The 13,110-nt window shown below is 43.2% G+C and carries 12 protein-coding genes; 11 read left to right on the forward strand and 1 reads right to left on the reverse strand.

Translation table 11 applies throughout. The features are described from left to right. The first annotated feature begins 5 nt into the window (after window positions 1-5). From lpdA to MKY84_RS08440, 8 genes are all read left to right on the forward strand, one after another. Window positions 6-1,433 (forward strand): dihydrolipoyl dehydrogenase, encoded by a 1,428-nt coding sequence (lpdA, locus tag MKY84_RS08405; RefSeq protein ID WP_342525497.1) that lies wholly within the window; start codon window positions 6-8, stop codon window positions 1,431-1,433. A 15-nt stretch (window positions 1,434-1,448) separates the two neighbouring features. Continuing rightward, window positions 1,449-2,453: a thiamine pyrophosphate-dependent dehydrogenase E1 component subunit alpha gene (locus MKY84_RS08410; protein WP_342525499.1), complete on the forward strand. Its 1,005-nt coding sequence runs from the start codon at window positions 1,449-1,451 to the stop codon at window positions 2,451-2,453. Next, window positions 2,453-3,436, forward strand: coding sequence for an alpha-ketoacid dehydrogenase subunit beta (locus MKY84_RS08415; protein WP_342525501.1), 984 nt, complete (start codon window positions 2,453-2,455; stop codon window positions 3,434-3,436). Before MKY84_RS08410 ends, MKY84_RS08415 begins: the two co-directional genes overlap by 1 nt. 15 nt (window positions 3,437-3,451) lie before the next feature. Continuing rightward, a complete protein-coding gene (locus tag MKY84_RS08420; RefSeq protein WP_342525503.1) occupies window positions 3,452-4,765 on the forward strand; it encodes a dihydrolipoamide acetyltransferase family protein in 1,314 nt (437 codons plus the stop codon). Window positions 4,766-4,865: 100 nt separating this feature from the next. Continuing rightward, the gene (locus MKY84_RS08425) at window positions 4,866-6,206 is read left to right on the forward strand and encodes a methylmalonyl-CoA mutase family protein (protein WP_342525505.1); all 1,341 of its coding nucleotides are present in this window, start codon (window positions 4,866-4,868) and stop codon (window positions 6,204-6,206) included. Then, a complete protein-coding gene (scpA, locus tag MKY84_RS08430; RefSeq protein WP_342525508.1) occupies window positions 6,203-8,296 on the forward strand; it encodes a methylmalonyl-CoA mutase in 2,094 nt (697 codons plus the stop codon). The genes MKY84_RS08425 and scpA overlap by 4 nt, the downstream gene beginning before the upstream one ends. Further along, the gene (gene meaB, locus MKY84_RS08435) at window positions 8,293-9,306 is read left to right on the forward strand and encodes a methylmalonyl Co-A mutase-associated GTPase MeaB (protein WP_342525509.1); all 1,014 of its coding nucleotides are present in this window, start codon (window positions 8,293-8,295) and stop codon (window positions 9,304-9,306) included. Before scpA ends, meaB begins: the two co-directional genes overlap by 4 nt. A 39-nt stretch (window positions 9,307-9,345) precedes the next feature. After that, entirely contained in the window at window positions 9,346-9,786 is a 441-nt protein-coding gene (locus MKY84_RS08440; RefSeq protein WP_342525510.1) for a BrxA/BrxB family bacilliredoxin, read from the forward strand. A gap of 41 nt (window positions 9,787-9,827) precedes the next feature. Here the strand turns inward: MKY84_RS08440 and prli42 are convergent, their stop codons facing one another. Then, window positions 9,828-9,923: a stressosome-associated protein Prli42 gene (prli42, locus tag MKY84_RS08445; protein WP_165767453.1), complete on the reverse strand. Its 96-nt coding sequence runs from the start codon at window positions 9,921-9,923 to the stop codon at window positions 9,828-9,830. Window positions 9,924-10,037: 114 nt separating this feature from the next. On the opposite strand from prli42, the gene mce reads away from it, so the two are divergent. The 3 genes from mce to MKY84_RS08460 are packed head-to-tail and all read left to right on the forward strand — an operon-like array spanning window position 10,038 to window position 13,107. After that, the gene (gene mce / locus MKY84_RS08450; protein WP_342525514.1) at window positions 10,038-10,451 is read left to right on the forward strand and encodes a methylmalonyl-CoA epimerase; all 414 of its coding nucleotides are present in this window, start codon (window positions 10,038-10,040) and stop codon (window positions 10,449-10,451) included. Further along, a complete protein-coding gene (locus MKY84_RS08455; protein ID WP_342525515.1) occupies window positions 10,451-11,998 on the forward strand; it encodes a carboxyl transferase domain-containing protein in 1,548 nt (515 codons plus the stop codon). Before mce ends, MKY84_RS08455 begins: the two co-directional genes overlap by 1 nt. 11 nt (window positions 11,999-12,009) lie before the next feature. Further along, window positions 12,010-13,107 (forward strand): M20/M25/M40 family metallo-hydrolase, encoded by a 1,098-nt coding sequence (locus tag MKY84_RS08460; protein WP_342525516.1) that lies wholly within the window; start codon window positions 12,010-12,012, stop codon window positions 13,105-13,107. The last annotated feature ends 3 nt before the right edge of the window (window positions 13,108-13,110 follow it).

The raw sequence follows: 13,110 nt of genomic DNA on the forward strand, positions 1-13,110 counted from the left end.
ATTGTATGGCACAAGATTATGATATCGTCATTATAGGCGGTGGAACAGGCGGCTACGTCGCAGCAATCCGCGCAGCTCAACTTGGCTTGAAAACAGCTATCGTTGAAAAAGGAAAACTTGGAGGGACATGCTTACATAAAGGTTGTATTCCAAGTAAAGCATTGCTTCGTTCAGCTGAGGTGTATCACACAACAAAAGATCGTGCAAAAGAGTTTGGTGTCCTAACAAGTGATGTGACATTAGATTTTAGTGCTGTTCAAAAACGTAAACAATCCATCGTTGACCAATTGCATCAAGGCGTTCAAGGCTTGATGAAAAAAGGGAAGATCGATGTTTATGAGGGAACTGCTCGCATGCTCGGCCCATCAATCTTTAGTCCATCACCAGGTGGCACTGTCTCTGTAGAGATGAACAATGGAGAAGAAAACGAAATGCTAATCCCTAAAAATGTAGTGATAGCAACTGGTTCTCGACCTCGTACCCTGCCAGGACTTACAATTGACGGCAAATTCGTGATGACTTCAGATGAAGCTCTCGAAATGAAGGAATTGCCTGCATCTATCATCATCGTTGGTGGAGGTGTCATTGGTATTGAATGGGCATCTATGCTGAATGATTTTGGAGTAGAGGTCACGGTCATCGAATATGCGGACCGGATTATCCCTACTGAAGATGAGGCTATCTCAAAAGAAATGAAAAAATTGCTTGAGAAAAAAGGCATTACTATTGTGACTTCAGCAAAAGTTCTTGCCGATACGCTAAAAGTTGAAAATAGCGTGGCGATCGAAGCCGAAATCAATGGAGAAAATCAGACATTCCAAGCTGAGAAAATGATGGTATCTGTAGGTCGACAAGCAAACATCGAAAATATTGGTATTGAAAACACTGATATTATGATCGAAAAAGGCTTTATTCAGGTTTCAGATACGTATCAAACAAAAGAATCGCATATCTATGCAATCGGCGATGTCATTGGCGGTCTTCAACTGGCTCATGTAGCTAGTCATGAAGGAATTACTGCTGTTGAACACATTGCTGGTGAAGAAGTGCATGCTATGGATGTTGAAAAAGTAGCTCGCTGCATCTACTCAAGCCCTGAAGCATCAAGCGTCGGGATTACCGAAGCTCAAGCTAAAGAACGCGGTTATAACATCAAGACAGGGAAATTCTCATTTAAAGCGATTGGTAAAGCTTTAGTTTATGGAGAATCCGATGGCTTTGTGAAGATTATTGCTGATAAAGATACAAATGATATTTTAGGTGTTCACATGATTGGGCCACATGCGACCGATTTAATCTCTGAAGCAGGTCTTGCAATGGTTTTAGATGCAACTCCGTGGGAGATTGGTTCAACAGTTCATCCGCACCCAACGCTTTCTGAAATTATGGGAGAAGCAGCGCTTGCCGTGGACGGAAAAGCAATTCATAGCTAACGAGGAGGAAATCAAATGTCTACACGTCATGAAGAAGTCGGCTTAACAAACGACGACGTATTGAAAATGTATGAAACGATGTTGCTCGCGCGCCGAATTGATGAGCGCATGTGGTTATTGAACCGTGCCGGTAAAATTCCATTTGTTATCTCATGTCAAGGACAAGAAGCAGCGCAAGTTGGAGCAGCGTATGCATTAGATACTACTAAAGATTACATCGCCCCGTATTACCGGGATATGGGTGTAGTCCTGCATTTTGGAATGACTGCTCGTGACTTAATGCTTTCAGCGTTCGCAAAAGCGGAAGATCCAAACTCAGGTGGTCGTCAAATGCCTGGTCACTTTGGACAAAAGAAGAATCGTATCCTTACAGGTTCATCTCCTGTAACAACTCAACTTCCACATGCAGTGGGTGTAGCCCTGGCAGCTAAGATCGAACAAAAAGACTTCGTCTCGTTTGTCACTCTTGGTGAAGGATCTTCTAACCAAGGAGATTTCCATGAGGGCTTAAACTTTGCGGGAGTTCACAAATTACCATGTATCACAATGGTTGAAAACAATAAATACGCAATTTCAGTGCCTTTTGATCGTCAAGTGGCAAGTAAGAATATTGCGGTCCGCGCTAGCTCGTACGGAATGCCAGGATTTGAAGTGGATGGTAAAGATCCAATAGAAGTATACCGTGTTACAAAAGAAGCAGTTGAGCGCGCACGTAAAGGCGAAGGGCCAACTCTAATTGAAGCCGTAACATTCCGTTTGACAGCTCACTCATCAGATGATGATGACCGTCAGTACAAATCGGCTGAAGAGATTGCAGAAGGTAAAAAGCTAGATCCAATTCTTTCATTTGCTGCGTATTTAAAAGAAGCGGGTGTGCTAACAGATGACTCTGAAAAAGAGATAAATGAGCGCATTATGAAAGAAGTAAACGAAGCGACAGATTACGCGGAGAATGCCGCATATGCAGCTCCTGAAGATGCATTGAAGCATGTCTACGCGGAACCGGGAGGCGACAACTAATGCCAATCATGTCCTATATCGATGCCATTACATTAGCCATGAAAGAAGAAATGGAACGTGATGAACGCGTCTTCGTACTTGGAGAAGATGTTGGTCGTAAAGGTGGCGTATTTAAAGCGACCAATGGCCTTTACGATCAATTTGGAGAATATCGTGTGTTGGATACACCATTAGCAGAATCAGCTATCGCTGGAGTGGGGATTGGAGCGGCGATGTATGGTCTACGTCCGATTGCTGAAATGCAGTTCGCAGATTTCATCATGCCTGCTGTTAACCAAATCATTTCAGAAGCAGCACGTATTCGTTACCGCTCGAACAATGACTGGACATGTCCAATGGTTATCCGCGCTCCATTTGGTGGCGGTATCCACGGTGCACTTTACCATTCACAATCGGTTGAAGCAATATTCGCTAACCAGCCGGGTCTTAAAATTGTAATCCCGTCAACACCTTACGATGCGAAGGGCTTGTTGAAAGCTGCAATTCGTGATGAAGATCCTGTGCTATTTTTCGAGCACAAACGTGCGTATCGTTTAATCAAAGGGGAAGTACCGACAGAAGATTACACAATTGAAATAGGTAAAGTCGATGTAAAACGTGAAGGGGAAGACATCACTGTCATCACTTACGGTCTTGCGGTTCACTTTGCTCTTCAAGCGGCTGAACGTCTTGAAAAAGATGGTATCTCCACGCATGTTGTCGATCTACGAACGGTTTATCCTTTAGATAAAGAAGGTATCATCGAAGCCGCTTCTAAAACAGGTAAAGTACTTCTTGTTACAGAAGATAACAAAGAAGGTAGTATTATGTCAGAAGTAGCAGCTATCATTGCAGAAAACTGCTTATTCGACTTAGATGCACCTGTTCAACGCTTAGCAGGACCTGATGTACCTGCCATGCCGTATGCACCAACGATGGAAAAATTCTTTATGATTAACCCAGATAAAGTAGAAAAGGCGATGCGCGAGCTAGCTGAATTCTAAGAAGGAGGACTACTCATGGCACTTGAACAAATCAAAATGCCTCAGCTTGGGGAAAGTGTTACAGAAGGTACGATTGAAAAGTGGTTAGTGTCACCAGGTGACCACGTTAACAAATATGACCCTTTAGCTGAAGTCAACACAGATAAAGTAACAGCTGAAATTCCTTCTTCATTCACGGGTGTAATCAAAGAATTGATTGCTTCTGAAGGCGACACTTTCGCTGTTGGAGAAGTAGTTTGTACAATTGAAACAGAAGGTGGAGCTACCGAATCGGCTCCAGCAGAAGAAACAAAAGAAGAAACAAAACAAGAACCACAAGCAACACAGACACAAGAAAAATCTCCTTCTTCAGCTCCTGCAAAAATGGAACGTCCCGCTGGAGCAGGTCGTTTCTCACCAGCAGTTTTAAAAATGGCAGGTGAGCACGGAATTGATTTAAATCTTGTCGACGGTTCTGGTAAAGAAGGCCGTATCACACGAAAAGACCTTCAAAAAATTATCGATTCTGGTGAGATCCCACAAGCGAAAGCTACTTCGGCAGTGGAAGAGAAAACGCAGGAAGCACCTAAATCGGCTCCTGCTGCTCAAGCACCAGCTGCACCGAAGCAAGACATCCCAACAATGCCAGGGGATGTAGAAATTCCGGTAACGGGTATTCGTAAAGCGATTGCAGCCAATATGCTGCGTAGTAAACATGAAGCACCACACGCTTGGACGATGATTGAAGTGGATGTGACGAACCTAGTTTCTTATCGTGACTCCATTAAAACTGAGTTCAAACAAAAAGAAGGCTTCAATGTGACGTATTTTGCTTTCTTCGTGAAAGCTGTTGCACAAGCATTGAAAGAATTCCCAATGATGAACTCCATGTGGGCAGGCGACAAGATTATCCAGAAAAAAGACATCAACATCTCAATCGCGGTAGCGACAGAAGATGCGTTGTACGTTCCGGTTATCAAGCATGCTGACGAGAAGACGATTAAAGGGATTGCGCGTGAAATCAATGAACTGGCTGGCAAAGTGCGTGCTGGTAAATTGAAATCAGAGGATATGCAAGGTGGTACATTTACTGTTAATAACACAGGATCATTCGGTTCTGTACAGTCAATGGGAATTATCAACTACCCACAAGCGGCTATCCTTCAAGTAGAATCGATTGTCAAACGACCAGTCATTATGGACGGCGGTATGATTGCTGCACGTGATATGGTCAATCTATGTCTATCTCTTGATCACCGTGTTCTAGATGGTCTAGTTTGTGGCCGATTCCTAGCACGTGTCAAAGAAATCCTAGAAAACATGACAAAAGAGAATACTTCCGTTTATTAATACTAGAAGTCGTCCATTTTTTTGGACGACTTTTTGTTTATCTTCGAAAAGTTTAGTAAACTAGAATTGGAATGAAAACGTATTCACGGGGAGGAAGCTCATGACTCAACAAACACCGCAATTTGAACAAGCGAGTTTTAGCCAATGGCACCAGCTTGTATCAGATTCTTTAAAAGGAAAAGATTGGCGCACCTTAACTACAGCAACCTCTGAAGGGATAACTATTGATCCTTTGTATTATGAATTGACGGCTGTTCATCATGATCAAATCGAAAAGGTGCAGCAAGCTTGGACTGATGAGACCATCCATTTTGTCGAACCAGTTGATTCACTTGAAGTGGATGCTCGTACTCTACATAAAAAAGGTGCTGATGCAGTTACAGAACTCGTCTATTTTCTTGTGAAACTGGATGAATACTATGAAAACCACCGACGTTTGCCGAAGCAAATTGGTTTTTCTGTCGATACGCATTTCTTCATGGAAGTTGCTAAACTTCGTGCAGCACGCGTCCTGTGGCAAGCGTTTCTCCATGCCCACAAACTAGAGCCAACTGCTGTTGCGCTATATGCAGAGACTTCATTGCGTTCATTCTCGAGTTACGATCCGACCGTAAATCTGCTGCGCAGTGCGAATAGTGCATTTTCTGCTGTCATTGGAGGCGCTAATGCAGTGGCCGTTCATCCATTTGACGTACTTACGGAACCAACACCTCTAGGCAAAAGACTTGCTGAAAATATTGTAGAAGTGATTCGCCATGAAACATTTGTCACAGCGGTTGAAGATCCGGCAGCAGGTTCCTATGCAGTGGAATCGTTGACAGCGCAACTGGTCGACAAAGCATGGGACTCCTTTATCACTGTTCAGGACTTACCAAAAGATGAGCAAGATGCTTGGTTTACTGCTCAATCAGAAAAGGCATTTGATACAAATCTACAAGCTGTTGCTAGTCGAAAACATGCGTTGATTGGTACGACGATTTATGCAAATCCGGTCGATAACAGCCAAACTGTTAATACGACATTTGATTACCGTAGACTGGCGGAGCCATTTGAAACTATACGTGCTAAGTTGCAGCCATACAGTCAACGTGTAGCTATTATTCAAGCGGGTGACTATAAATCTTCTAAACCTCGAGTGGATTATGTTAAAGGCTATCTCTCTGTATTTGGGTGGGACACAGAAGTAATGGATGTACCGCAATTCCAACAGCACTTTAGGTCTTATGATTATGCGGTTCTAGCTGGAACGGATGAAGATATCGCGGTAGCTGTTGGCAATCTTCCAACATCTTCTTTAACCATTGATGTTGCAGGCAAGCATCCTGAAATGAGTTCCCTACAACAACAAGGTATCGATGGATCCATTTACATGGGGCTATCTTTGCTTGATAAAGGTCATCAATTGGTAGCTATTTGGAGTGGCAAGGAGGAAGCGAAATGACAGATTTACACAAAACAAATGAAGGCATCCCGTTAAAAACTCGCTACACAGTTGAAGATTTAAAAACCGTTCGTCATATGCATGAGTTTCCTGGATTGGTCCCTTATACGCGTGGACCTTATCCGACGATGTATGTCACGAAACCTTGGACTGTTCGCCAATATGCCGGCTTCTCGACTGCAGAAGAGAGCAATGCTTTTTATCGTCGCAACTTGGCAATGGGCCAAAAAGGGCTATCCGTTGCATTTGATTTAGCAACACACCGTGGCTATGATTCTGATCATGACCGAGTCAAAGGTGACGTCGGTAAGGCGGGAGTAGCAATTGATTCGGTTGAAGACATGAGAATTCTGTTTGATGGGATTCCCCTCGATAAAATGTCTGTGTCGATGACCATGAATGGAGCTGTCCTACCAATCTTAGCGTTTTACATTGTGACCGCTGAAGAACAAGGAGTTACTCCTGAACAACTGACGGGTACGATACAGAACGATATATTGAAAGAATACATGGTGCGTAACACATATATTTATCCCCCAGAAATGTCGATGAAGATCATTGCTGACATTTTTGCTTATACATCGCAACATATGCCAAAATTTAATTCCATTTCAATTTCAGGCTATCATATGCAAGAAGCAGGAGCGACAGCTGATATCGAGCTTGCCTATACACTTGCGGATGGACTGGAGTACGTTCGTACGGGTCTAGCTGCTGGAATGGACATTGACCGTTTTGCCCCTCGTTTGTCGTTCTTCTGGGCAGTGGGGATGAACTATTACATGGAAGTGGCAAAAATGCGGGCTGCACGCCGAATTTGGGCTGAGTTAATTGCGCCATTTGAACCTAAAAATGAAAAGTCATTAGCACTTCGCACACATTCACAGACATCTGGCTGGAGTTTGACGGAACAAGATCCGTTCAACAATGTTACCAGAACGCTACTCGAAGCCAATGCTGCAGCAATGGGCCATACACAGTCCCTTCATACAAATGCTTTAGATGAAGCGATTGCCCTACCAACGGACTTTTCTGCTCGTATTGCCCGAAATACGCAACTGTTTTTACAGGAAGAAGCGAAAATGACTTCCATCATTGATCCATGGGGTGGCTCATTTTATCTAGAAACATTAACAGAAGAATTGATGAAAAAAGCTTGGGAACATATTGAAGAAATCGAAGAATTGGGTGGTATGGCAAAAGCCATCGAAACTGGACTACCTAAAATGAAGATTGAAGAAGCGGCAGCTATTCGACAAGCACAAATAGATTCAAAGAAAGAAAAAATCGTTGGCGTCAACTATCGTCGTCTTGCACAAGAAGATGCTTTAGATATTTTAGCTATCGATAATTCTGCTGTGCGCCTTTCTCAAATCGCTCGAATAGAACGTGTTCGTGCAGCGCGAGATAATGAAAAGGTGCAACAAGCGTTGACGAAATTAACGGAAGCGGCTGAGTCAGGAACTTCTAATCTACTAGAACTTGCAGTAGAAGCAGCTCGCCAGCGTGCGACGCTTGGTGAAATTTCTGATGCGATTGAAGCCGTTTCTGGTCGCCATAAAGCAATCATCCGATCTATTAGCGGCGTCTATAGCTCCAACTATTCAGAATCACATGAAGTCGATTCTGTAAAAGAAATGGCTGAAGATTTCTTAGAGAATGAGGGGAGACGACCACGAATCATGATCGCCAAAATGGGTCAAGACGGACACGACCGTGGAGCAAAGGTCATTGCTACCGCATTTGCTGACCTTGGATTTGATGTGGACATGGGACCCCTGTTCCAAACGCCAGAGGAGACGGCACTTCAAGCTGTTGAAAATGATGTGCATGTTATTGGTGTAAGTTCTCTAGCAGCCGGTCACTTGACACTAGTCCCTGAATTAAAAGCAGAGCTTGAGAAACTTGGACGCGGCGATATTTTACTCGTTGTCGGTGGCGTCATTCCTAGTCAAGATTATGCCTTTTTACTTGAAAACGGAGCAACAGCCATCTTTGGACCAGGTACTGTAATTCCTGTTGCTGCTCAGAAAGTGATTGAAGAAATTTATAAACAACTCGGCTATGAAGAAGCTGGGAGTTCTTTATGACCCCTATCAAAAAATTCACCAAAAAAACTGATTCCGTACTGAACTTGGAGGAACTGGGGAAAGACTTGCGAGCTGGCTCACGTATTGCCTTATCCAAGGCCATTACTTTGATTGAAAGTCAGCATCCCGATCACCACAGACAGGCGCAACAGTTTTTGCAAGAGCTTTTGCCATATAGCGGGAATAGTATTCGCATTGGAATCACTGGCGTACCGGGTGCTGGAAAAAGTACTTTCATTGAAGCCTTTGGACAATTACTTTGTGCTAAGGGTTATCGTGTAGCCGTCCTTGCAATCGATCCTACTTCTTCCCGCTCAGGTGGAAGCATTCTCGGGGATAAAACGCGTATGGAGCAACTAGTGAAAGAGCCGAATGCATTTGTCAGACCGTCTCCTACCTCTGGAACTCTGGGTGGGGTGCACAAGAAAAGCCGTGAGACAATGTTGCTTTGTGAAGCGGCTGGTTATGACATTGTGTTAGTCGAAACAGTTGGGGTTGGGCAATCAGAGACAGCCGTTAGAGGAATGACAGACTTTTTTCTATTGTTGACTTTAACTGGCGCGGGGGATGAGCTGCAAGGAATGAAAAAGGGAATTATGGAACTGGCCGACGCTATTATTGTTCATAAAGCAGATGGTGCAAATGAACCCATGGCTAAAAAGACCGTTAGAGAGTACCAACAAATCTTGCATTTTATCCAGCCCGCTACAACGGGGTGGACACCAACCGCTTTGCCGGTATCCTCTTACAAAAACACAGGGCTCCAAGAAGTGTGGTCATTGATTGAAACATTTTCTGGTCAGACGAAGGAGTCGGGTGTGTTTACCGAAAGACGCAATCAGCAACAGATGGAATGGTTCAGAAGCTCTGTGACCGATGTTCTTGTACGGCATTTTTTTGCGGATCACGAAAAGAAACGCTTGATGAAACTACTAGAAAATCAAGTAGCTAAATCAGAACTTACTGTTGATCAAGCACTCTCTAAACTTTTTACTTCAGCAAAAGACTAAAAGTCTGATACAATACAGCTATAAAGGAGTGATTAACTTATGAGTATGGATTTTAACTTATATATGAATGAAATCGTAACAACTGCCCGCAATGAAATGGACGCTGCAGGCTATGAGCAACTGCGTACAACTGAAGATGTGGATCGTGCGCTAGAGCGTCCGGGAACTACATTGTTTATGGTGAACTCTGTTTGTGGTTGTGCAGGAGGCATTGCACGTCCTGCAGCTACACATGCGGCTCATTATGACCGCCGCCCAGATCATTTAGTGACTGTATTTGCAGGTCAAGACAAAGAAGCTACTTTTTATGCACGCGATAAATTTGGAGACGAGCATTTGCCATCATCTCCTTCATTCGTTCTTGTAAAGGATGGACAAATGGTAGCAGAGGTTGGCCGTCACGAAATCGAAGGTCATGATCCTATGAGTGTAATAACTCATTTACAAGGTCTATTCGAAGAATACTGCGAAGAATATTAAGTAAAAAGTAAAAAGACACGGTCTACGCAGACCGTGTCTTTTTATAGTAGAAAGCTTAAACCAAAAACAAATGTGGACAGTAACATCGTGATGATCATCAAATAAATAATTACTTTACGGAAAGTTTCATTTCGCATCCATACATCGCTCCTCTAGTTGACTACCCTTAGTTTATCAGAGACAAAAGAGGTAGCCAACCTTTTTTGAAATCGCTACAATAGAAGATAGAGTGTGAAAGGGGATGGACTAGATTGAAAAAAGTGGACCATATTGGGGTAGCCGTCAATTCACTAGATGAAGCGCTTCCATACTATACAGAGACACTGGGGTTACCTCTCTTAGGAATTGAAGAAGTAGAGAGCGAGCAAGTGAAGGTTGCATTTCTAGATGCAGGGAATTTAAAAATCGAACTTTTAGAGCCTATGTCTGAGAAAAGCGCAATCCATACTTTCCTCGAGAAAAAAGGACCAGGCATGCATCACATTGCATTTGGCGTAGAATCGATTCAGACCCGTCTGGACGATTTGAAGGAAAACGGTGTTCGTTTGTTGCATGAACAACCCAAAACCGGTGCTGGCGGCGCATTAGTTGCTTTTATACACCCAAAATCGTCACATGGTGTACTATATGAACTTTGTGAGAAACAGTCGGAGGCGAAAGCGTAATGGATATGTACGATAAAATTAATGAACTTTATGACCGTAAACGCACAATCGAGCTAGGTGGTGGAGATGCTCGAATAGAGAAGCAACATGAAAAAGGCAAATTGACAGCACGCGAGCGCATCGAGTTACTAGTCGACGAAGGCACGTTTGTAGAATTGAATCCATTTATTAAACACCGAACTACTGATTTTGGAATGGACAAACTTGAAGGACCTGGAGATGGGGTAGTTACGGGGTATGGTAAAGTTGCTGGAAAACCTATCTACTTATTCTCACAAGATTTCACTGTATTTGGCGGTGCGCTAGGTGAGATGCATGCTCTAAAAATCTCAAATGTTATGGACTTAGCCGCAAAGAACGGGGCACCATTTATTGGACTCAATGATTCAGGTGGAGCGCGAATTCAAGAAGGCGTGGTCTCATTAGATGGATATGGCCAAATTTTTTACCGAAATGCCATTTATTCAGGTGTCATTCCTCAAATTTCTGTTATCTTAGGCCCATGTGCTGGAGGCGCAGTTTATTCACCTGCTATTACGGACTTTGTGTTTATGACCGATAAAACGAGCCAAATGTTTATTACTGGACCGAAAGTCATTGAGACAGTAACCGGAGAAAAGATTTCTTCAGAAGATCTTGGCGGTTCAAAAGTACATAATGCAATCAGTGGGAATGCCCATTTCCGAGCTGCAACGGAAGAAGAAGTATTGGCGCAAGTGCGTCAGCTCCTTACTTATTTGCCACAAAATAATGAAGAAAAAACGCCAATCTTAGCTTCAGATGATGCTTCAGATGAACGTCCTGACTTAGCAGATATCGTCCCATTTGAGGCAATCCGTCCTTACGATATCCGTCGCGTAGTGGAACAAGTAGTGGACACTGATTCGTTTTTAGAGGTACAAGCTGAATTTGCGAGAAATATTGTAGTAGGTTTTGCTCGAATCAAAGGAGAGACAGTAGGACTTATCTGTAACCAACCAAAAGTGATGGCGGGTGGCCTCGATATCGATTCATCTGATAAAGCGGCACGGTTTATTCGATTCTGTGACTCTTTCAACATTCCTCTGATCACGTTTGAAGATGTTACTGGCTTCTTCCCAGGAATCAAACAAGAGCATGGAGGAATCATTCGTCACGGAGCCAAGATTTTATATGCCTACTCTGAAGCGACAGTTCCGAAACTGACTGTTATTTTGCGTAAAGCCTATGGTGGAGCTTATGTAGCACTGAATTCAAAATCAATTGGTGCCGATGTCGTCTTTGCTTGGCCAAACGCAGAAATTGCGGTTATGGGACCAAATGGCGCAGCCAACATCATTTTTGCACGAGAAATTGACAACAGTGAAAATCCAGAAGCTATGCGTGCTGAAAAAATTGAAGAATACCGTGAAAAATTTGCCAACCCTTATGTTGCCGCATCCATGGGAATGGTCGATGATGTCATAGATCCACGCGATACGCGAATCAAATTAATTCAAGCCCTAGAAATGATGCGTACTAAAAAAGAAGAACGTCCTAAGAAAAAACACGGCAATATTCCATTGTAAAGGAGCTCATTATGTCACGCTTACTAAATGAATTTATTGAACTTGTTGAAATTCCTTCAGAAACAGGAAAAGAGCATGTCATCGCTCCAATTTTAAAAGAAAAATTAGCAGCACTTGGTTTTTCAGTTATGGAAGATGATGCAAAAGAGAAGACTGGATTTGGAGCTGGAAATTTAATAGCCACTAAAAAAGGCAATTCCTCGAAACCAAAACTATTGTTCTCTGTTCATATGGACACCGTAACACCGGGTGAGGGAATTGTAGCCATTCAAAAAGGTAACACAATTGTGTCTCAAGGAGATACGATCTTGGGTGCAGATGATAAAGCGGGAATTGCGGCCTTGTTTGAGGCGATTCGTCGTATTATCGAAACAAATGCTGACCATGGCCAATTACAAGTTGTCATTTCAGTTGGAGAAGAAAGTGGCCTTGTCGGCGCAAAAGCTTTAGATCCAGCAATGCTTGACGCTGATTTTGGCTATGCACTTGATAGCGACGGAGAAGTGGGCGGTATTGTTGTAGCGGCCCCGTTCCAAGCCAAGCTATGGACGACGATTACTGGAAAACCAGCGCATGCGGGAGTAGCACCTGAAAAAGGGATTTCAGCTATCACCGTTGCGGCTAAATCAATTGCAGCTATGAATCTTGGTCGTATTGATGAAGAAACAACGGCGAATATTGGTCGATTTGAAGGCGGCAAAGCAACGAATATTGTTTGCCCAGAAGTCCACATTTTATCAGAGGCACGTGCATTGACTGAAGAAAAAGTGAATGCTCAAGTAAACCATATGGTAGAAACATTTGACACGACTGCACAGTCACTCGGTGCTACTGCTGAAACAAAAACAGAGCTGATGTATCCTGGATTTTCTTTCAGTGAACAGGATGAAGTGGTTCGTTATGCGAAAACGTCATTTGAAGCACTTGGAATCCCAGTAGCCATTAAACGTAGTGGCGGGGGTAGTGATGCCAACATATTTAATGGTTTAGGTATTCCAACTGCTATCTTGTCTGTCGGTTATGAAGAGATTCACACAACAAATGAGTCCATGCCAATTGATCAATTAGAAAAATTGGCCGATGTTGTGACGCATTTAATTCAACAATAGGAG

Origin of the sequence: Chryseomicrobium sp. FSL W7-1435, from assembly GCF_038595005.1 — a bacterium.
Taxonomy (GTDB): Bacteria; Bacillota; Bacilli; order Bacillales_A; family Planococcaceae; genus Chryseomicrobium.

What these genes read in the sequence shown, in the direction of transcription:
- MKY84_RS08410 (WP_342525499.1), top strand. Translation starts at nt 1,449, where the DNA reads ATGTCTACACGTCATGAAGAAGTCGGCTTAACAAACGACGACGTATTG.
- scpA (WP_342525508.1), top strand. Translation starts at nt 6,203, where the DNA reads ATGACAGATTTACACAAAACAAATGAAGGCATCCCGTTAAAAACTCGC.
- MKY84_RS08415 (WP_342525501.1), top strand. Translation starts at nt 2,453, where the DNA reads ATGCCAATCATGTCCTATATCGATGCCATTACATTAGCCATGAAAGAA.
- prli42 (WP_165767453.1), bottom strand. Translation starts at nt 9,923, where the DNA reads ATGCGAAATGAAACTTTCCGTAAAGTAATTATTTATTTGATGATCATC.
- lpdA (WP_342525497.1), top strand. Translation starts at nt 6, where the DNA reads ATGGCACAAGATTATGATATCGTCATTATAGGCGGTGGAACAGGCGGC.
- MKY84_RS08455 (WP_342525515.1), top strand. Translation starts at nt 10,451, where the DNA reads ATGGATATGTACGATAAAATTAATGAACTTTATGACCGTAAACGCACA.
- MKY84_RS08460 (WP_342525516.1), top strand. Translation starts at nt 12,010, where the DNA reads ATGTCACGCTTACTAAATGAATTTATTGAACTTGTTGAAATTCCTTCA.
- MKY84_RS08420 (WP_342525503.1), top strand. Translation starts at nt 3,452, where the DNA reads ATGGCACTTGAACAAATCAAAATGCCTCAGCTTGGGGAAAGTGTTACA.
- meaB (WP_342525509.1), top strand. Translation starts at nt 8,293, where the DNA reads ATGACCCCTATCAAAAAATTCACCAAAAAAACTGATTCCGTACTGAAC.
- MKY84_RS08425 (WP_342525505.1), top strand. Translation starts at nt 4,866, where the DNA reads ATGACTCAACAAACACCGCAATTTGAACAAGCGAGTTTTAGCCAATGG.
- MKY84_RS08440 (WP_342525510.1), top strand. Translation starts at nt 9,346, where the DNA reads ATGAGTATGGATTTTAACTTATATATGAATGAAATCGTAACAACTGCC.